This window comes from Chitinophaga sp. (assembly GCF_035538455.1).
Lineage (GTDB): Bacteria > Bacteroidota > Bacteroidia > Chitinophagales > Chitinophagaceae > Chitinophaga.
In genome coordinates, this window is sequence record NZ_DATLKJ010000236.1 from 1 (window position 1) to 21,044 (window position 21,044).

The 21,044-nt window shown below is 47.5% G+C and carries 13 protein-coding genes; 3 read left to right on the forward strand and 10 right to left on the reverse strand.

Annotated elements, in window-relative coordinates; translation table 11 throughout:
* Positions 1–39: 39 nt before the first annotated feature.
* The 8 genes from VM802_RS27755 to VM802_RS27790 form a co-directional block, all read right to left on the reverse strand.
* Entirely contained in the window at positions 40–1,440 is a 1,401-nt protein-coding gene (locus VM802_RS27755; RefSeq protein ID WP_325536909.1) for a RagB/SusD family nutrient uptake outer membrane protein, read from the reverse strand.
* Between the two features lie 18 nt (positions 1,441–1,458).
* A complete protein-coding gene (locus tag VM802_RS27760) occupies positions 1,459–4,848 on the reverse strand; it encodes a SusC/RagA family TonB-linked outer membrane protein (RefSeq protein ID WP_325536911.1) in 3,390 nt (1,129 codons plus the stop codon).
* A 35-nt stretch (positions 4,849–4,883) separates the two neighbouring features.
* Positions 4,884–5,918 carry a FecR family protein gene (locus VM802_RS27765; RefSeq protein ID WP_325536913.1) on the reverse strand — a complete coding sequence of 345 codons (1,035 nt, stop codon included), beginning with the start codon at positions 5,916–5,918 and terminating at the stop codon, positions 4,884–4,886.
* Positions 5,919–6,011: 93 nt separating this feature from the next.
* Entirely contained in the window at positions 6,012–6,653 is a 642-nt protein-coding gene (locus VM802_RS27770) for an RNA polymerase sigma factor (RefSeq protein ID WP_325536914.1), read from the reverse strand.
* A gap of 2 nt (positions 6,654–6,655) precedes the next feature.
* Positions 6,656–7,897 carry an NAD(P)/FAD-dependent oxidoreductase gene (locus VM802_RS27775; protein ID WP_325536916.1) on the reverse strand — a complete coding sequence of 414 codons (1,242 nt, stop codon included), beginning with the start codon at positions 7,895–7,897 and terminating at the stop codon, positions 6,656–6,658.
* Between the two features lie 18 nt (positions 7,898–7,915).
* Positions 7,916–8,917: a 4-hydroxyproline epimerase gene (locus tag VM802_RS27780; protein ID WP_325536918.1), complete on the reverse strand. Its 1,002-nt coding sequence runs from the start codon at positions 8,915–8,917 to the stop codon at positions 7,916–7,918.
* Between the two features lie 101 nt (positions 8,918–9,018).
* A complete protein-coding gene (locus VM802_RS27785) occupies positions 9,019–10,608 on the reverse strand; it encodes an aldehyde dehydrogenase (NADP(+)) (RefSeq protein WP_325536919.1) in 1,590 nt (529 codons plus the stop codon).
* Entirely contained in the window at positions 10,605–11,528 is a 924-nt protein-coding gene (locus tag VM802_RS27790) for a dihydrodipicolinate synthase family protein (protein ID WP_325536921.1), read from the reverse strand. The genes VM802_RS27785 and VM802_RS27790 overlap by 4 nt, the downstream gene beginning before the upstream one ends.
* Positions 11,529–11,714: 186 nt before the next feature.
* On the opposite strand from VM802_RS27790, the gene VM802_RS27795 reads away from it, so the two are divergent.
* From VM802_RS27795 to VM802_RS27805, 3 genes are all read left to right on the forward strand, one after another.
* Positions 11,715–13,340: a M28 family metallopeptidase gene (locus tag VM802_RS27795; protein WP_325536923.1), complete on the forward strand. Its 1,626-nt coding sequence runs from the start codon at positions 11,715–11,717 to the stop codon at positions 13,338–13,340.
* Between the two features lies 1 nt (position 13,341).
* The gene (locus VM802_RS27800) at positions 13,342–14,121 is read left to right on the forward strand and encodes a M90 family metallopeptidase (protein ID WP_325536925.1); all 780 of its coding nucleotides are present in this window, start codon (positions 13,342–13,344) and stop codon (positions 14,119–14,121) included.
* 247 nt (positions 14,122–14,368) lie between these two features.
* On the forward strand, positions 14,369–15,478 hold the full coding sequence (locus VM802_RS27805; RefSeq protein ID WP_325536927.1) for a peptide-N-glycosidase F-related protein: 1,110 nt from the start codon (positions 14,369–14,371) through the stop codon (positions 15,476–15,478).
* 104 nt (positions 15,479–15,582) lie between these two features.
* Here VM802_RS27805 and VM802_RS27810 read toward each other — a convergent pair whose 3' ends face one another.
* A complete protein-coding gene (locus VM802_RS27810) occupies positions 15,583–16,158 on the reverse strand; it encodes a hypothetical protein (RefSeq protein ID WP_325536929.1) in 576 nt (191 codons plus the stop codon).
* Positions 16,155–20,606: a DUF6443 domain-containing protein gene (locus VM802_RS27815; RefSeq protein ID WP_325536931.1), complete on the reverse strand. Its 4,452-nt coding sequence runs from the start codon at positions 20,604–20,606 to the stop codon at positions 16,155–16,157. Before VM802_RS27815 ends, VM802_RS27810 begins: the two co-directional genes overlap by 4 nt.
* Positions 20,607–21,044 lie beyond the last annotated feature (438 nt).

A 21,044-nucleotide genomic window follows, 5' to 3' on the forward strand; every position in this document is an offset into this window, starting at 1 on the left:
CTGCATAGCCTGCGGCAACATTCCCCAACGGCGAAGGTCTTAGTAGCGACTGCTTTCCAACGTCAGCTCCATCACGCGTTCGTGTACTATCTGGGTAAACACATCGGTAGCGGCAGTAAGCGCTAGTGGCGGCATCGCGGCGCGTGCACGTACATCATTGATCTGATCCATTGCCTTCACCGACTGGCCGATCGCGTTCAATGCTTCTGCATACAACAGCTTCGCATCCGCCAGTCTCATCATCGGTACGTTGATCGCTACATCATTACCCAGCTGTTCTGTCTTCGCAGGAATCCATTTGCGGAAAGCGATACCACCGTTCACAAACACTTTATCATAGGTCTGACCATATACCCTGGGGTTGGCCGCGTCATTGAAATAATCATCCTTAAAGAAGACGGTGTTGTATACGCGGTGATCGTATAAGCCATCAGAAGCCTTTTTGCCTTCTTTCAGCATTTCGTCCAGCAGCCTGTTGTTACCGTAGATTTCGCCGTAGCCGCCCAATTCAGATGCCGCAATCCAGTCGCTCAGCTGTGATTTGTAGTAAGCGCCGTTGGATTCGTCCATGGTCTGCTGCAGTTCAAATATGGATTCAGTCGTGTTGGCAGAGGTACCGTTGAACATGTTCAGGTAGTTACCAACAAGGCTGTATTGTTTGGAGTCGATCACCTTCTGCAACCAGCTGGCCGCTTCTGTGAACATCGCCTGCGCATTACCCTTATCTTCTGCAGCACGGTAGATCAACACTTTGCCAAGATAAGCCTGTGCAGCGCCTTTAGTAGCGCGGCCCAGCTCTGTAACGGGCCGGTCGCTGCGCAAAGGCAGGTTCTGTTCTGCCGCCTTCAGGTCTGCGATGATGAAGTCATATACCTCTGCGCGGGAAGCCGGCGCTTTAGGCAGATCAGTTTCACCTTCAGGCACCTTATCGCGGATAATCACCTTCTCGAAATTGGTGAGCAGCTTGAAGTAGTAATAGGCGCGCAGGAAGTGTGCTTCCGCGAGGATTGTGTTTTTGCTGGCATCGTCAATCTGCGTGGATGTCATGGTTGCCACATTCTGTAAGACCTGGTTACTGAAATTGATACCGCGGTAATTATCTCTCCATAACAGATCTATCGCATAGTTACCGGAGTTATAACTGAAGTTGTAGATTTCCATCCACCAGCTGTAATTGTATGCATCACTTCCCGGCTCTACAAAGTCTTCCCGGTAATATTCCCTGCAGGAGCGGGCTTCTATATAACTATCCCAGCTAACAAAACTCTCCACCTGGGAATAGGCAGAGGCAAGCCCTGTGAGCGCTCTGTCGCGGCTGGTCCAGAAGTTATCTGTCGTGAGTTTATCGGGAGATGACTGCTCCAGCAGATCCTTTTTACACCCGGTGGACAGCGCCATCGCGATGCATATGCAGGAAGTATATAGCAAAGATTTTTTCATAACCGTTGATTTAATTGATTAAAATTCCAGCTGCAAGCCACCCATGAAAGTTTTGTTCTGCGGATACATCCAGCGGTCAAGACCATTGTTCAGCACATCTGTACGGCCAATCTCAGGATCAGGACCAGAGTAACGTGTAATAGTAACCAGGTTCTGTGCACTTACGTATAAGCGTAACCGTGATATTTTATACCGTTCCAGCAGGTGAGCAGAGAATGCATAACCCAGCTGCAAGGTCTTCAGACGCAGGTAGCTGCCGCTCTCAAGGAAGCGTGTAGACTCACGGTTGTTATTGTTCGGATCACCGAGAATAGCGCGGGGCACATCTGTATCAGTATGCTGTGGCGTCCATGCATTCAATGTGCTCACGTCGAAGTTACGGCCGGCATCCATACCCTGTAGTTCGTACTTGTTACCGTTATAGAGTTTGTTGCCACCAACGCCCTGCCAGAAGAGCTGGAGATCGAAGCCTTTGTAACCTACGCTCATATTGATACCATATTCCACTTTGGGGAAGGCGCTACCCTGGTAGGTTTTATCAGCATCATCGATCACACCGTCGCCATTGCTGTCTTTGAAGCGCATATCGCCGGCTTTGGCATTGGGTTGCAGTTGCTCGCCTTTGCTGTTTTTATAGTTGGCTGCTTCTGCATCCGACTGGAAAATACCGTCGGCCTCATACAGAAAGAAGGCGCCAATTTCGCGGCCCACCATCGTAGTGTTAGGAACCGGTCCTGTACCATATTTCAGGCCAGTACCATATAATTTCTGGCCATCGTTGGCGAGTGCCAGCACTTCATTTTTCACCTGGCTAACGGTACCGGTTACACTATAGTTCCAGTCGCCTTTCCTGTCAGCCCACGTTGCTTCCAGTTCCCATCCACGGTTCCTGATGCGGCCTACGTTCATTACAGGCGTTCTCAAACCTGCACTGGGAGCCAGTTCTTTACTGATCAGCAGATCGCTGGTAACGTTATTGAAGTAGTTGAATGAACCTGTAAGTTTATTTAATACGCCGAAATCGAAACCGATGTTTTTAGAGATATTGGTCTCCCAGCGGAGATCTTTATTCTTCAGATCCCAGGCTGCGCCACCCTGCCAGGGTGTAGATCCGGAACCCTGTACATAACCGCCGGTCCATCTGTTATAGATGCTGATAAGCGCCTGGTGATCGTAGGGCCCCAGCACCGCTTCATTACCCAGCTGACCATAGCTCGCGCGCAGCTTCAGCATATTGAGCCAGGTGTACTGATGCATGAAGGATTCGCTGTGCAGGTTCCAGCCCACAGATACAGAAGGAAATACACCATAACGGCGGTTCACACCAAACTTGGAAGAACCATCGCGGCGAACAGATAACTGCAACAGGTATTTACCATCATAGGCATAGTTGATACGGCCCAGTGTAGAGAGACGGTTATACTGAGGACGGGAGCCTGTGGCACTGAAAGTACCTCCGGCAGCGCCATCCATCGTACCGAAGGAGGGGTCCAGGAAACCGCCGGGAACAACGGTGGTATTCAGTTGTCCATTTTCTACCGTATACACATTTGTTTTTCCATCCGCAATAGTCACGATGTTGTTGGTAACTGTTTCCTGTGCGGTATAACCAGCCAGCAAGCCCAGGCTGTGCTTACCAAAAACGCGGTCGTAGTACAACAGGTTTTCCATCAGGCGCTCGCGGTAGTTGGAACGTCCGTCTCTCAGTCTGGCGTAAGGCACTACCGGATCATTCGCATTGGCGCGGTAAGGCGGATGGTATTGGTAATCGAAGTAGTTGGAGTTAGCGAGACTCAGGTTGGTCACGAACTTCATTCCTTTAATCAGCTCCAGTGATAACCTTGCGTTACCGCTGAAATATTGAGTTTTATAGTTGTTATTATTGTAGTGATTCACCCCCAGTGCATTCTCATACTTCGGCAGCTGGTTGATCTGCAAAGCATAACCATACTTCTCCTGCTCATCGTATACGGGCAGCAGCGGTGACTGGAAGTAAGCGTCTTTCACGCTGTAGGTAAGGTCTTTGCGCTGCGTTTCTGCATATACCAGGTTGGCTTCAATCGTGAGGCGCCCTTTGCGGTATTCATTACGGGAGCGGATCGATTTCTTTTTGAAATCAGTACCAATGAAAGTACCGGTTTCGTTAGTGATGTTACCACTCAGGCCGTAGTTGAAATATTCGCCGCCGCCGGTGAGGTTGAGGCTATAATTTTGTGCATTCCCCTGCTGATTAATTTCATCCTGCCAGTTGGTGTTAGCGGTAACGCCTTTTGAAAGATAAGCCGGGCGCTTGTTTGCAGGTGTATTGGCATTGGAGTACATCATATCATGCACTTTCAGGTAGCCATCTGCATCAAGCAGGTGCATTTTGCCGGTAGGATTCACTACACTGTAATAGGCATTGAACTCTATTTTGGGCGGACCTTTCTTTCCTTTCTTTGTAGTCACCAGGATTACACCGTTGGCACTCTGCGAACCGTAGATGGAAGCAGCAGCACCGTCTTTTAATACTTCAATGGAAGCAATATCGTTGTTGTTGAGGTAATAGGGATCGCCGGGACTACCGTCGATGATGAAAAGGGGTTGATGTGAGCCGAATGTGCTGATACCGCGCAGTTTAATGTCGGCCATAGCACCCGGAGCACCACCAGTGTTCACAACAGTCAGACCAGCCACTCTTCCCTGTAATGCATTCACCGGGTTATTGCTCGCTACATTGGCAATCTCGCTTCCTTTCACGGAAGTGATGGCGCTGCTCACGGTTCTTTTGCTCTGTGTGCCGTAACCTACTACCACAACCTGATCCAATACTTTGGTGGAAGCATTCAGTACAACAGCCAGTTCAGACTGTCCGTTTACAGGGATCTCCCTGGCTTCGAATCCTATAAAAGATACTTCCAGCACAGCGTCTGCAGACAGATCGCTGAACCGGAAGAAGCCTTTTACATCTGTAAGCATCCCTTTAGGGGAGCCTTTCACCCGTACACTCACACCGGGCAAAGGCTCGCCGGTGGAAGATTTCACGTAGCCCTGTACAGGTTTCTCCTGTACCGGAGCTGCGGTGACCTGGGTGGTTACATTTGCACTAACAGGTACTTTCACAAGGATGATATCTTCTGTCATCCTGAACTGCAATGTAGTTTGGTGGCTGATTTCCTGAAGCAGCCCTTCTACGGTACGCTCTTTTTTGTCGATGGTAACCGGTCTCAGTTTTTCCAGGTCATCGAGATTGTAGGAGAATTTCAGGCGCGTGTTTTTCTCCAGGTATTGCAATACGCTCAGTACCTTTGCCTGCCTGAAACCGACGTCTATCTTGTCTTTCAGGCCTTCAGCCACCTGCATCCAGCTAAGCAAAAGAATAGACAGGAGCATGACACAGCATGCCCTTAACAGGGATGTTCTTTTCATAACGCATTTTGGTTGTGTAGACAGTACCGATGTTGCTATCTGACCAAAGTCCTGGCAGGACGGATCAACAGTACATCTTGTCTGGTCATAGATTCAAGTCCGTTTACAAAGCATACTGCGGCCAGTACTTCGTTGAGCGGCTTGTTGTTAAATACTCCGTTAAAGCGAATAGGTTTATACTTTCCTTGCTGAACCTCTACCCGGATGCCGTACCAGTATTCCAGCTGCTGTGCTATATCAGCCAGGGAAGCGTTACTGAATACAAGCTGACCCTTTCTCCAGGCAGTTTCTTTCTCAATGTTAAAGGTTGATTTTGCAAACGCAGGATGATCTTTATGTGTAGACAGTTTTTCTCCCGGAGTAAGTTCCGTTGTGGCGGAATCCTGTGCTACGCGCACCTTTCCATTTACCAGCATAACGGAAGTAGTTATATCAAAACCGTAGGCGCGTACTTTGAATGCAGTTCCCAACGCCTGTACATCAATATTACCAGTACTAACTATAAAAGGTTTACCATCGGCTTTTGCCACATCAAACAATGCCTCTCCCTTCAGCTGAAGACGACGGTCTTCTTCATTATACGCAACCGGTACAGCCAGCGTACTATGGGCATTCAGTATCACTTCGCTGCCGTCCTGCAGAATAATGCGACGGCGAATGGAATCGCCCGCCGCATATACGGTGTAGCTTTTTTTATTTTCCTGTGGAACAGAATGAGAACGGTTGGTTATCCACCAGGCAGAGAGCAATGCAACAGGTGTGATAACTGCGGCGGCAATACGTAATATCCGTTTCCAGCCGATTTGAGTGGATACAGGTTGGATGTCTTCATCGGCAACAGCGATGGCGGCTTTCAATTTTTCAAACTCCGCGTCTTTTTCTTCCGGCGTAAGCCGCAATCCCAGGCGGAATACCCATTCGCGGGCTTTGGCTGCCTCCTCCTGCTTATGCGGATATCTTTCCAGCCAGCTTTCCCAGAACTGGACGTCAGACTCGTTACTGCGAAGGCAGTAGCGCACGAATGAATCGTTTAAAATAAAATCTTCGGCTTTGTATTGCTGTAAATCCATAATTAATTAAGGCGCCCACTTATTGATTTTAAAATCCATTTGTGGTTCCTTAATGATAAAGAGGACAGCGTGTTGATCTTTTTACCAAAGAAATCAGGAATTTTTTTCAATATCTATCAAAAGCAGCAACAACGCGATAAATGAAGCGTCTGAATATACTTCCCGGATGCGTACCAGGGCATTATGGATGGTGTTGTAGATAGTGCGTGGAGTAGCCGCTGTCTTCGCGGCAATTTCTTCGATGCTTAAATTTTCATAAAAGCGCAGCCGGATAAATTCTTTCTGCCTATGTGTGAGCAGATCCAGCATTTTTCCCAACTGCGCTTTTACCTGGTGGTCAGTTTCCTGGTTAATCAATATTTCCTCGTAGGGGCGCTCTTCCGGCTCAATGAACAGTTCATGTTCCTGCCGGGCCGCATCCCGTGCGTTTTTGCTAAGAATCTTGTACAGCCGTCTCTTGAAGCAGATGAACAGGTATCCTTTAATGTTGTCCGGCATTTCCAGCTGATGACGCTTGCGCCAGATGTCCACAAAAATATCGTTCATGGCTTCTTTCACCATCGCTTTATCCAGCACCACGGAAATCCCGTAATGATAGAAACTGTCATATACATCATGGTATATCTTATACAGTCCCTGTTCATTATTCTGCTGCATTTCATGCCAGAACACGGCATAGTCTTTTTCACAATCCCGGCTATAGCCGGGCTCCGCGGAACTTTTTGCTTTGAGCATTCTCAGAAACGTTGAAGGCTGAACGCCGTTATATCCATACTGGTTGGTTTATGACTGGCTAACTCTGCTACCAACCTGCCTGTAGCGGGACCAAGGCTTAAGCCCATCATGGCATGCCCGCCGGCAAGCAGCAAGTTACTATATTGTTTTGAAAATCCGATAAAAGGTAATCCATCTGGTGTACATGGACGGCAACCATGCCACACATCCTGTTGTGCAGGCATCTTCACCGGAAGATTACCGAAATACTGTTGTACCGATTCCACGATACCCGCTACCCTGTTCATGTTTATGCGGTCGTTAACCGGCGCCACTTCCATCGTACCACCATAACGCAGCTTGTTGCGCATCGGTGTAAGCGCCACTCTTGCTTCACAGAGAATAGCCGGAATATTGAGATTCACCGCAGGTGCATCCAATGTTACTGAATAGCCTTTGCCCGGCATCATTGGAATATTGACACCTGCAAGACGCGCCACGGCCGGGGCCCAGGAGCCGGCGGCCATGATATAAACATCTGCTTTATAATCACTGCCGCTGGTGATCAGTTCTTTCACTTTTCCATTGGCTGTTCTTACATCGATCACTTCCTCCTGCGGAATGAGCTTCACTCCTTTCCGGATCAGATCTGCGATCAGTTGTTGCATCAGTTGATTAGGATATAGATGACCATCACATTTATAATGCACGCCACCCAGCACATTCAGCTCTACGCCAGGTTCCAGCTGTTGCAATGCAGCTTTGTCCAGCACAGTTGCTTCAAGCCCCATGCTTCTTGCTGTTGCTGCAAGATGTGCTTCCTCATCTTCCACCGCCGCAGTCTTATAATACATGATGATGCCTTTCCGTTCCAGGCCAAAATCAAAGCCAGGCTGCTGCCCCAGCTCTTCATACAAAGATCTGCTGAGCAGGTTGATGTCGCGCAGTGGTGCAGCCGCAGCTGCTACGTTTGCAGCAGTAGCGCTCTTAATAAATTTAAGACCCCAGCTCACCAGTTGCTTGTTGAGTGAGGGCTTCACATAAAATGGGCTTTTGCTGCTGAACATCCAGCGTATGCCTTGGGATACAATGCCCGGAGCTGCCAGCGGCACAAAATGGCTGGGCACTATCATACCCAGGTTACCATAGGAGCAGTTATCCTTAAAGTCGCCTTTATCCAGCACCGTTACATCCCAACCTTGCTGATGCAGGTAATAAGCGCTGCAAAGACCGATAATACCACCTCCTGTTATAATTGCTTTCATGCTGTCTTTCTAAAATGATTATATAACCTGGAAGCCGTGTACATATGGGTCATCATCATCCAGGATGATCGTGTTGTACCCTGTTACCATCGCCCAGCCTTCAATTCCCGGTACTATAGCCGGTTTGCCGGCAACGGTGGTTACAGCTTCCACCGTGCCGGTGAATTGTGAACCGATGATGCTTTCGTGTATGAATTTATCCCCTTCCTTCAGTTTTCCTTTCGCGTGCCACTGCGCCATACGGGCGGAAGTTCCTGTGCCACAGGGAGAGCGGTCTATAGCCTTGTCGCCGTAAAACACCGCATTGCGCGCCGTAGCCTCCGGATTGATCGTAGCGCCGGTCCACAGCATATGGCTAAGTCCTTTGATACGCTCATCTTCCGGATGCACGAAAGTATATTTTTCGTTTAATCGCTGACGTAATACCCTGCTCCAGGAGATCAGCTGATCAGCCGTGAAATGTTCGAGGCCGGAGAAATTTTCCTGTGGATCTACAATTGCATAGAAGTTGCCGCCGTAGGCCACATCCACGACTAACGTGCCAAGATCAGGACACTCTACCGGTAACTGTTCAGCTGCCAGGAATGACTTCACATTCGTGAGCTTCACGGATTTCACCTTCTTTCCTTCCTGTACATAGCTCACCAGCACAAGTCCGGCTGGTGTTTCCAGCCGCAGTTTACCGGGCGTTTTAGGCGTAATGAGCCCCTGTTCTATTGCGATAGTCACAGTACCTATCGTACCGTGACCGCACATAGGCAGACAACCGCTTGTTTCAATATATAAGACGCCTATGTCATTGGCGTCATCAACGGGAGGATAGAGAATACTGCCACTCATCATATCATGGCCGCGCGGTTCAAACATCAGCCCTTTCCTGATCCAATCGTATTCCTGCAGAAAGTGCAGGCGCCTTTCCATCATGCTGTTGCCCTTTAACAGCGGGCCGCCGCCTGCAACCAGTCTTACCGGGTTACCGCAGGTATGTGCATCTATACAAAAAAAAGTCTTGGCCGACATAATTTGAATTTATCTAAAACAGAATTTGCTATCAGCTGTTAGCCTTTAGCCATCAGCCTTTGAAGCTGACAGCTAAAAGCTAACGACCAATAGCTAATACCTTATTTCACCGCCTCGCGCGTTATCTCTCCATTAACACGGCGCCAGATACCCAACGGATTGGCATCTTTCAATGCATCCGGAAGTAACTGCTGCGGACAGTCCTGCCAGCACAACGGACGTGCAAAACGTGTGATAGCAGATGCCCCCACAGAAGTGCTACGCAGATCGGTGGTAGCCGGGAATGGTCCGCCATGCTGCATTGCATAACATACTTCCACGCCGGTAGGCACATTATTGAAAATGATTCTGCCGGCCTTCTCTGTGAAGCGATCCAACAGTTCGCTGAAATACCGCAGGTCTTCGTCAGTACCCATTACGGTACCGGTAAGTTGTCCGTGCAACATTTGTACAGCCTGTTGTAATTCTTCTTCATCACTGCATACCACCAGTAGCGATGCGGGCCCAAATACTTCCTGCTGCAGTTCCTGGTTGGTAGTGAAATGCTTTCCGCTTACACGGTACAACGCAGCGCTGCCCTGTGTTTGCTCTACCAGTGAAACGCCGGCAAAAAGTGTCTCCACACCGGTTTTGCGGGCCAGCTGTTCTCTGTTCTCATAGTAATGATAGCAGATGCTCCGGTTGAGCATAGCTGAAGGCGTGGTAGCAGCCAGCTGTTGTTGCAGTGCGGCAGCAAATCTTTCCGTTGCCTCTCCTTCCAATGCCAGCAACAATCCGGGATTGGTGCAAAACTGACCGGTGCCCAGCGTGATGGAAGCAGCATACTGCTGTGCCACCTGTTCCGCCCCCTGTGCGAGTTTGCCGGGTAACAGCAGCACCGGATTGATGCTGCCCATTTCCGCATATACCGGTATCGGTTCCGCTCTCTGCGTAACAGCGTCGAAGATGGACATGCCTGCATTGAATGAGCCGGTAAAACCAATGGCGCGGATACCAGGATGCTTTACCATCTGCTGGCCTATAGTGGAGCCATTGCCAATGATGCTGGCGAATACACCGTCAGGCATACCGCATTGTATAGCAGCTTGCTGAATGGCTTTTGCCACCAGCTCATTAGTACCAAGATGCGACTGATGTGCTTTAATGATGACGGGATTACCTGCAGCCAACGCAGAGGCAGTGTCTCCGCCTGCGGTGGAGAATGCCAGTGGAAAATTGCTCGCAGCAAATACCAATACTGGTCCGAGAGGAATCAGCATTTTCCGTATATCTGCACGCGGCAGTGGCTGTCGGTCAGGAATAGCCGGATCGATGATCGCATCCACCCAGGAGCCTTCACGTAATACAGCAGCAAAGAGTTTCAGCTGCGACACGGTACGCTGCCGCTCTCCGGTGATGCGGGCCAGCGGCAGGCCGGATTCAGCCACTGCTCTTTGCAGCAGTGCATCTCCGGCCTCCATTATCTTTTCTGCGATTGTTTCCAGGAATACAGCCCGGGCTTCGGGTGTAGTGTTGCGATAGGTGCGGAAGGCTGTCGTTGCCTTGTCCACTGCGCGGTTTATTTCATCAGTAGTAGCAACGGTAAATGCTTCCGGCAGCCAGTCATTACTAACGGGATTGTATGCCCGAAGTACTTCCGTTCCGGCAGCTACTTCTTCAAAGCCTATAATATTCTTTCCAGCGATACTCATACAGCAGCGTTTAGATAAGCTGACAGCTCAGGGCGCACGGCCAGTGCGTCAGCAATAATTTTATTCACTCTTGCCAACTCAGCGCCAGTGGGCACTTGTCGTGGTGCACGCACATATTCGCTGCCGATACCGGTAGCTTTGGCGGCCAGCTTAATATACTGAACCAGTTTAGGATGGATGTCCAGTTCGAGCAACGGCATAAACCAACGATAGATAGACACTGCCTCTGCAATGCGACCGGCTTTGGCAAGACGGTAGATAGCCACTGTCTCATACGGGAATGCATCCACGAGGCCGGCTACCCAGCCGTGAGCACCCATCAGCAGGCTTTCCAGCGCCAGGGTGTCTACCCCGCTGAGAATATTGAAGCGATCACCAAAGCGGTTGATCATACGTGTTACATTCGTAATATCCCTGGTGGATTCTTTCACTGCCTGGATATTGGACGCTTCTGCCAGCTGCTCAAACATATCCAGCGTCACTTCTATTTTATAATCTATAGGATTGTTATAGATCATAATAGGGAGCGAAGTATTCTCAGCCACGGCCATGAAATAAGCCACTGTTTCCGCATCATCTGCTTTATAGCGCATGGGCGGCAACAGCATCAGGGCAGATGCGCCACATTTCTCTGCTTCACGCGCGCTCTCAATGGCTGCACGGGTAGTCTGCTCCGCAACATTCATAATTACAGGCACCCTGCCACCTAGGCCGGCTACGCTGTATTTCACAAGTTCATACTTTTCTTCATTCAGCAAGCTACTAGCCTCTCCGAGAGAGCCGCCGAGTATGATACCGTCTACACCTGCATCCAGTGGGGCTTCCAGGTTTTTATCAAACATCCGGTAGTCGATCTTATCATCCGCCGTAAAAGGGGTGAGCAACGCAGGGTACACGCCCTGCCAGGTTAATTGTGCCATGTCCTGTACATTTTAATATTGCAACAAAAATAGACGGGGCGCGGGTTTACGGTGCTACGGGAATTAATCAATTATTTGCAGATTTTAACCCAAAAAACCATCAACACATCTCATCTTCTAAAATATCTGCAAAATTGGTATATTAGTGATTTGAGGTATTTTAGACTGATCATAAACCGCATTAACTTGAAAGCACTAACCACACTTACACTGGCGGGGACCTTATTACACGGGAGCCTGCAGGCGCAGGATTCCGGCGCCATCAAAGCCATCAATGCCGCCAGCTTTGCATCACACATTAAAGTTCTCGCTTCCGACGCATTCGAAGGACGCAAGCCCTTCACCCGCGGGGAAGACAGTTCCATACAGTATATAGCCGCACAATTTAAAAGGCTGGGTTTGAAACCCGGCAATGGCAACAGCTACTTCCAGCAGGTACCCATGGTAGCCATCGGCTCGAAACCCGCCGGTAACCTGGTGATCAAGGGCTCCAAAAGTGAGGTCTCTCTACAGTACCTGGATGATTATGTAGCCGCAACGCGCCGCGTACAGGAGCAGGTGACCGTACCCGCTACGGAGCTGGTGTTTGCCGGCTATGGCATCGTAGCGCCGGAATACGGACGCAACGATTACGCAGGTCTGAATATAAAAGGCAAAACGGTTATTGTGATGATCAATGACCCTGGCTTTACCGACAGCACGCTCTTCAAAGGCCGCACCATGACCTATTATGGCCGCTGGACCTACAAATTTGAAGAGGCCTCCAGGCAGGGAGCTACCGGTGTACTCATCATCCACGAAACTGCCGCCGCCAGTTACCCCTGGAAGGTGGTACGCAGCGGATGGTCCAATTCCAAACTGCATCTGCAGGCAGCAGATAACAACATGTCACGCACCACTTTTGAAGGCTGGGTTACCAGCGAGGCCGCAAAGAAAATATTTGAGCTGGCAGGCATATCACCCGATATAATGCAACGGGCCAGAGACAAGAACTTCAAGCCGGTAGACCTTCATTTGCAGACATCTATCACCATTAACAATACCATCAAAAAATCTACTTCCCATAATGTGCTGGCGATACTTCCCGGCGCCAAACGCCCGCAGGAATGTGTTGTATATTCAGCTCACTGGGATCATCTTGGTATAGGCGAACCCGTTAAAGGCGATTCTATCTACAATGGTGCGGTTGACAATGCCTCCGGTACCGCCGGGCTACTGGAACTGGCTGCCGCATTTACGAAGCTACCGTCCAGGCCCGCCAGGTCCGTGCTGTTTCTTTCCGTAACCGGCGAAGAACAGGGCTTACTTGGGTCAGAGTATTATGCTGCTCATCCGGTTTTCCCGGCCGAAAAAACAGTGGCAGATATTAACCTCGATGTGATGAATACGTTTGGTAAGACCAAAGATATAACGGTAATAGGCTATGGTCAGTCGGAACTGGACGAATACGCGAAACGCTCGGCGGCCAAACAGGGACGCGTGGTGATCAAAGAACCTAATCCGGAAAATGGCTGGTTCTTCCGCTCAGATCATTTCAATTTTGCCAAGAAAGGCGTACCCAGCTTGTATATATACCCAGGGACAGATGTGCCCGGCCATGAACCGGGATGGGGCAAAGAACAGACATCGGCATATAATCGTTTACGTTACCACTCCCCCTTCGATGAATTTGACGCCAATAGCTGGGTGATGGACGGAATGGTGGAAGATGTAAGACTGCTGTTTGATGTAGGACATACCCTCAGTAATGAAACAACATTCCCAGGATGGAAGAATGGCTCGGAATTTAAAGCATACAGAAAAGTAAAATAAGATGACATTATTCGGATTGTTATTGGTGGGGTTGATCCTTGTTCTTTATTTCATAAACCTGTTCATACGCCGGCGATTGAAAAAAAATGCCGTACCAGATGGCTACGGCCGGATTTTACAGGAACAGGTACAGTACTATCAACAACTGACTACAGCAGACAAAGCGCGTTTTGAAGAAAAGGTGGAGCGCTTCCTGAGAAGAACACACATTGAGGGAGTGGGCACTACAGTAGAGCCGCTGGACAAAGTACTGGTAGCCGCCAGCGCTATTATTCCCATTTTCGGTTTCCGGGACTGGGAATATTTCAATCTTACCAACGTGATCCTCTACCCGGACACCTTCAATGAAAGCTACCAATATGAAGGTAACCGCCGCCACATACTCGGTATGGTGGGCAGCGGCCCATTGAATGGACAGATGATACTCTCACAGTCTGCACTGCGTGAAGGCTTTGCCAACACTGGCGATACGAGCAATACCGCTATTCATGAGTTTGTGCATCTCCTGGATAAATCTGACGGTGTAATTGACGGGCTTCCCACCAAACTATTGGAGCACAGCTACAGCATCCCCTGGATGAAGCTAGTGCATCAGACCATTCATGAAATGCTGGAAGGCCGCACAGATATTAATCCTTACGGAGCTACCAGTGAGGCAGAATTCTTTGCCGTGATCTCAGAATACTTCTTTGAACGCCCGGATCTGTTGGCCGAAAAGCATCCCGAGCTATACGAAATGCTGACCCGCATTTTCCAGCAGGATCCTAATAAAAGGAGTTAGCTGTTAGCCTTTAGCACTAATAGCTAAAGGCTAACAGCCATTCTTCATACTTTCTTCTCAATTACCGTTACAATTTTCACAACCCTTGTGATTCCCCTATTTCTGAATTAAATTGTATATACTAAACTTGAATCTGTCAATAATCAATACCAGAGAGCATTTTAATTAAGAGCACGTTTGTATTTCCTGTCGTTTCGCATCTCTGCGGGTTGACCCGTTTTTCATTTTCTTAACCAAAATATCTACAATGAAAAAGCAAAGTATTTTCACGTTGTTGGCCGCAGGTATTACCTTGTCCGCCTGTAAAAGTAATCTCAAAGAAGATCTTAAACCCATTGATCAGAAAGCATCAGCGGTAACACAGGCGCTGACAGGTACCTACACAGAAACTGTTTTCACCGGGCTGAATTTCTACAACGGCTACGCCAGCAATCAATACACAGATGGCGGCGGCGTTATCTATCTCAACAACACCGTGGCCATCAAAAAAATTTCCCTGAAAGGGAAAGCTGATTCCACTGCCACTTTCAAAGGAGAGCTGCGTATCTATCAGCAAGGCGATGGTTATGATCGCGACGGACAGTTGTTCTTCCTCAAAGACTCTGTAGTAAAAGCGCTTCTCAACAACCAGGTAGCTTTTGATGATGCAGCTAAATCCAAGATTGATGCCTATGCACCTAAAACCGGCTACCTCTATGTAACACCGTTCTTTTACTGGTACCAGTCTATCAAGTCAGTTCCATACACATTTGATCTGAAGGATGTAGCATCCCTGCTCACTGGCAGTGATTCCTGCTGGGTGGGCGTCAGCGCGTGGGGCACTCACCTTGATCAGTCAGACTGGGTTGGAAAGAATGAGCCACGCTCTTTCTCCGCCGACTTCAAGATCACTGCGGATAACAGTGTATCCAATGCCAATCCTACTTACATTCAGGCCGTGCAGTTTGGCCGTATCACAGATGCAGCCGGTAATAACTCCCGTACTATGACCAAGAGCATTACCATACCTTATCGTCTGAAGAATGCCAAAATTGTGGTAGTATCCCAGGCATGGGGCGCAGGTTCTGGTGGCGAAGAGTATACCTACCGTACACACAATGTAAGCTGGGATAATGCACAAATAGGTAGCTTTTCCTCCAAAGTTGCATGTGGGCCTAATACCATGCGCAGCTATGATATATCTACGCAGGCGCGCAACTGGTGCCCGTCAGAAGTGGTTCCTCCGCATAGCATCAGCATCAGCGGTACTATTGACGCCGGTAGTTCTCATACAGTGAAGGTGGATATTGTAAAAGCAAAGGCAGATGCGAATAACAACTTTAAGTTGTCGGTGTATGTAGCCGGGGAAAAATTTTGATAAAACGGCCAGCTCAGGTTAACCTGAGCTGGCCGTTTTATTTGTCTCATATTATTCGCTGCTAAGGAATCCGCTGTCAGCAATCATCCATATATCAGCGGTATTTAATTGATTTCTTTATCAAGAGGTTTAGAAAAGCTCCTGATAATATAGGGGACATAACATTGATTGATTTCCGGGATCTCTTTTATATCCATCTCATTGGAAGTGGTAGAGATGCCTTTGCTATCCTTATTCACCTGCCAGAAATCACCCGACATTTTCACAATCCGCAAGAACACTGTTTCCCCGCTTTTAAGTATTATCTTTCTGTTCCTTCCCCTATTTGCCAGGTTATTTGTCAATTGAGCGACGCTGGCGGGATGAGCTTTGATGTATTGATCTGCTGCCACTTTACCGATACACTCCTTCAGCATGTTAGCATATCCTGCATAAAGATCCGGTACGTAATCCATTTTTCGATAGAAGCCTGAAATAAATGAATTTACATCTTCTTTCGAAAACGAGTTAATGCTCAACGAATCATTGATACCTGCCATTATCAACGGATAACTGGATTTACTCCTGATATCAAATTCAACATAAAAGAACGTGCCCTTCACGATTTTACAATCCGGGGATTGTCCTTTTAATACTGTGTTGATCAATAACATCAACAATACAAGCCATGATTTATTCATCGGATTACTGCGTTTTTCTCTTCTTCCTCTTCTTTTTTTGTTTTTAATACTTTTTTGGGCAAGAAACTGCCATTCCCGAGTTGGTTAACATCTCCCTGATTAGGCTTTTCCGGTGGATACTTCATAATTCCATTATTTCCTCCAGCTCCTTTCGGATGATTAAATCCGAAAGTATGGAATATTTCATGGATTCTATTCATTTTTCCGTCTTGCGACTTATTCATCAAAATTTCGTTGTTGCCGATTGTAATACCACCAACTGTTGTTGTATACGTTTCATCTCCTTTCTCTACCTCTTTTGTTTTAAATCCTGAATAGGTATCTGCACTGCCTTTTGCAAATGAATTCCCTATAGAATTTCCGTCTATTTTATCCGATTCCGCACTTTTCTTGCTGGCTTCAACAGTTCCACCTGACTTAAACTGCAGATCAAATTTAACCGTGTATCCACTATATTCTCCTTCGGATACACTGAGCTTGAGATCATTCAGATATTCATTGTAATTTTTCTGCATGGAGGCTACTTCTTTAGTGGAGTACCCATCCAGTGTTCTTGTTTGGCCTTTTGTAGTGAAATAAGTGCTCTGCTCTGTCTGAACATAGTAAGTCGCCCTGATGGTAATCGTTTTATTGTCTCTGTCAATGATTCTGATACCATCACGTCCGTCAGGGTCAATAACGTTGACCGCATTATTAAATGCATAAACGTATGGAGACATATTCAGATTCTTCTCTGTTAAAGGATCCACAGTCATAAACCTGCCTATCTGCACATCAAACATTCTCGCACCATAATCATACCAATCAAGTCCGCTACCATCGCCAAATTCTTTGCTTTGTAATTCTTTCCCGTTGTACTTCAGACGGTTCTCCGGATAATTTTTACCCAACAATGCATTGGAACTGATTCCTGCCATTGTCACGCCCAGGGGATAGTAATGTGTTTCTTCCACCACGTTACCAGTTGCCTGGGTTACCACTACATCATCAAAGAACACATCCTGTGCAGTTTCATTACTGGTGTATACATACAGGAAGCCGCTTTTCTTAATCGGCATTTTGTCTACTGCGAGTGTCTGCAATTGATCGGCTTCTCCTTTCACCTGTTTTACGCCACTGTTTTCATCTACTAGTTTAAACTGATCGTCGAACAACGCAAAATTAAGATAGGCTTTAGGCTTATCGGATCTGTTCTGGTTAGGATCCTTTTCCTTCAACTTCCGGTAATCATTATTGTAAAAGTTAGTGTTGAATGGTGTTTGAGCGGTAGCAGCAGCAACATTGTGCTCTCCGGCAGTGGCAGCATTTCCACCAAATACCTGCAGCAGATCAGCTACCATATTCTCCGCAGTAGTTTCTGATGGTTTCTTTTCACCAGGACCCTGTGACTTATAGAATGCCTTGGCTCCTATCTGAATAGTATCACCGGCCATCACGCGCAGCACAATAGAAGGACCGATTTTTTTCCCACCATCTTTGGCATTCAGCCTGGCTACCGATTCATTCTTTGAGGTGCTGTTATCAGCAGGATACCCCACCGGCTTGGGTGCGCGGGTTGCGTCTATATTGCTGAACAATGCATTCTCTTTGGCCGCCAGCGGTGCTTCCATGGTCGCTGCGTATACAGAGAGGTCAGAATGCTCGGTAAGCACCAGGCGGACGTTACCCAGGTGGTCCTTCACAAAATAATCGTATACATACTGAGGTGTCTGTCCTGTTTTCAGGAACAATCTTATACGGCCTTCTTCATGCCCCAGGAATTGCAGCGTATCATTCTGGTATACAAAGCCACCTGTATAACTAGTAACCGTAACTTTATTAGGAGTTACCGTCTTATCAGTTACTGTCTTCTGTACTTTAATGCCTGCTGCATCATACAGATAATCAATGATGCCTTTGGCTGAAACAACCTGCTCCGGCAGGTTGAGATGGTTATAGGTAATAGCAGTGATTGATTTGTTAAGATCCTTTTTCAGGTTACCGTTTGGATCGTAATCATAGTCATTGCCTGTTTTGTTGCCGTCCTTGAAATCGCCAAGCTGTAGTGGCAGTTGATTGGCATCTGTTACGGCCAGCAGTTTATTGCTATTATCTTTGTACCGATAGGTCAATTGATCGATCTGATCTTTGGCAGTACCGTTCATTCCCCATTGAAATAAACGCGTGATGTTGCCGTTAGCATCATATGCAAGTTCATCCATCGAAAAGTTAACGTTAGCGTTGGTCCAGGGAGCACCGGCGGAAGCCTGCTGAGAGAAATCCCCTTTGGTAAGACGGTGAGCTTTATCGTAGCTATAACCGTAAGCGCGCGGGGTTTTGTCATTCCAGCCTTTCCAGCGAATACCTGCTGTATTACCGTTGAAGACATTGCTGGTGAAGCCATAGTCGTAGCTCATTTCCTGCCCGAAGTGTGAAACATTATTACCATTGTTCAGATAATCTTTATTAATACTTTTCAACCAACCACGTATGTTGTATTCAAATGATAGTTGTTCAATGGCCGCTCCGCCAGTTTGCAGTCCGAGCGCTTTGGTTCTTACCTGACCTAGCTCATCATAGTCGCTGGTAGCAACCGTTCTTTCGGTGGCGGCGTTATCATTGAGTCTTTTTTTCACGCTTACCAACCTTCCGGCATCATCGTAACCCATCATCGTCAGCACTGCATTCCAGGGCGCTACACCACTGCGTGGATTAGTATGGCGAAGATATGTGCTGAGTACTTTACCATTAAAATCATATAAGGTGGTTAAGGTATCCTTTCCACCTGCTGCATTATCACTGATTATCTGTACCGGCCTGCCTTTATCATTGTAATAAGTAGTGGTGGTCAGCCATTGGTCAGTACCCAGTACCCTTACTTTTGTACCCGTTACCAGGCCGGGTGTCACATTACTGATACTTATCCCTTCTGCATAAGAATTCAAACCAGCCTGCGGACTATTGAATACATTAGATGCTGCTGCATATACACCATCATAATTATACCGGTCATAGAAAGTGTAAGTCAATGGTGTAAGACTCTGCGGCGCTATTCCCGGCAGGGGATTCGACACGGTGATGTTGATACTGCCTCCTGCAAGGGCCGCATCAATATATGCTTCCCTTTCGCCGCCTGTTGCTGTTTCAAATCCGCTCACCAATTCAACACTATTACTGGCGACATACTTCGGACGATCATCTATTGCTGCTACCAGATCTCTGATTCCAGGATACTGGTAAGAAGTACTGCCATCTGTCAGCGCGCTGTTCATGCTGGTTTGCAAGGCATCGCGGGTGGCAGTGGAATTATACAGCGCCGTTTCCACAGGTCTGTTCAACGCATCATAAAAAGTAACCAGCCAGCGGTTGTCGTCTTTTAGATTTCTGTCGCGCACAAATACCAGGCGGTCGCGTACATCATAAACCATTTCTGTAGAATCTGATCCCGGAACTTTCTTCATGATCATACGGTTACGGCCATCATAGCGGTATTGAAAGCACAATTCATCTGTAACGGCAGCCACATTCCAGGAAGTGGTGATCTTCTCTACCGCCAGCGGAGGAATAACAAAACGCAGATTGTTCTGGTCATCATAGATATAGTAGGTACATAGCCAACCCATATGTGCGGTGCCTGGCGTTGCAGCAATCTGGACTTTTTTCAACACGGCATGCCCTTCTTTATCTTTATATTCTACTGCCTGGTTACCGGCTTCATCTACCGTTACATTTTTATACAACTGCCCGGCTCCATAAGTTGCCGATGAAACAACGCTGTTGCCAGACATCGTCCATATCCTTACTGAATCACTTACCGAACTAACCAGGTATTGCAGTTTTACAGGGTGGTTACCTCCCGTTTTGGCCCAGCTGTTACCTGCTGAATAGGTATTCAGCGGCCGATTCAGCGGAGAGGCCTCGTATTCGATCTGGCTGTAAAAAATACTCTCATCCTTTGTACCAGGGTTGATTGCAGCGTCTTCATAGAAAGCCTTCTGCCCATTGAAGGGATCTGTTTTGAATTTCCCATCACTGCTATTACCCGTCTTGGGTGTATAAGGCAGATATTTAAACTGCTCCCTGCCAAATTCATCGAAAGTCACCGGCGTAACAAGATCTTTTCCACCCGCACTAAGCCCTCTTGCCACGGTCTGCAATGGGCGTCCCAGCCCATCAAAATACTGAGTGGTTTGCTTAACATCACGCACATTGGTGGACGCAGTAACCGTCGCAATATCACTGGAGGGCATAGACGGATCCCAGGTACGAATGTAATTGATGGTGGTCCCTGTATAGGCTGCGGGGACAGTTGGACTACCTGCTGCAGGGCGGATACTACCGTTAGGAATGTTCTGGGCAGACAACGCGCCAGCATATACGAAGAAGGCTATTACCGCTATTGCTTTACAAGCACGTTTAAGATTGCTGTTTATATGCCGTCCGACAGGAAAATATCTTGTAGCCGGCATATTATTGGAAAATTGTCTTCCTGGGTAAAATGATTTTTCAAGGTTGATATCTATTCTACTGGTTATCAAACGAAATGCTTTCATAGTACAAGGGTTATGATTTCCCCAGAATGGGAATGTGACTGAAAATACGAATAAAATAGTTATTCAAACTATTGCTGGTTATAGCTACAGAGTGGTAATGGGGAGGAAACGCACAACTGTCTTAACATAGAAAACATCTAAATAAAATATCATTATCAAGCTAACCATTTCAATCTTTATATCCCCCGGTTCAAAGGGTAGGAAATATTTTCGAAATCATTGTTGTCCGGTAAAAAATATACATGTTCTGGTGTAATTCATACCGGTTATGGATTACACCCGTTTTTAAATTATCAGCTATTGTAGGTAGCTCCCCTCTATGGAGAACTGCAAACCGGATTATTTATCCTGCGC

Excerpts from the sequence above, each read along its gene's own strand:
- VM802_RS27755 (WP_325536909.1), bottom strand. The coding sequence starts at position 1,440 with ATGAAAAAATCTTTGCTATATACTTCCTGCATATGCATCGCGATGGCG.
- VM802_RS27760 (WP_325536911.1), bottom strand. The coding sequence starts at position 4,848 with ATGAAAAGAACATCCCTGTTAAGGGCATGCTGTGTCATGCTCCTGTCT.
- VM802_RS27765 (WP_325536913.1), bottom strand. The coding sequence starts at position 5,918 with ATGGATTTACAGCAATACAAAGCCGAAGATTTTATTTTAAACGATTCA.
- VM802_RS27770 (WP_325536914.1), bottom strand. The coding sequence starts at position 6,653 with ATGCTCAAAGCAAAAAGTTCCGCGGAGCCCGGCTATAGCCGGGATTGT.
- VM802_RS27775 (WP_325536916.1), bottom strand. The coding sequence starts at position 7,897 with ATGAAAGCAATTATAACAGGAGGTGGTATTATCGGTCTTTGCAGCGCT.
- VM802_RS27780 (WP_325536918.1), bottom strand. The coding sequence starts at position 8,917 with ATGTCGGCCAAGACTTTTTTTTGTATAGATGCACATACCTGCGGTAAC.
- VM802_RS27785 (WP_325536919.1), bottom strand. The coding sequence starts at position 10,608 with ATGAGTATCGCTGGAAAGAATATTATAGGCTTTGAAGAAGTAGCTGCC.
- VM802_RS27790 (WP_325536921.1), bottom strand. The coding sequence starts at position 11,528 with ATGGCACAATTAACCTGGCAGGGCGTGTACCCTGCGTTGCTCACCCCT.
- VM802_RS27800 (WP_325536925.1), top strand. The coding sequence starts at position 13,342 with ATGACATTATTCGGATTGTTATTGGTGGGGTTGATCCTTGTTCTTTAT.
- VM802_RS27805 (WP_325536927.1), top strand. The coding sequence starts at position 14,369 with ATGAAAAAGCAAAGTATTTTCACGTTGTTGGCCGCAGGTATTACCTTG.
- VM802_RS27810 (WP_325536929.1), bottom strand. The coding sequence starts at position 16,158 with ATGAATAAATCATGGCTTGTATTGTTGATGTTATTGATCAACACAGTA.
- VM802_RS27815 (WP_325536931.1), bottom strand. The coding sequence starts at position 20,606 with ATGCCGGCTACAAGATATTTTCCTGTCGGACGGCATATAAACAGCAAT.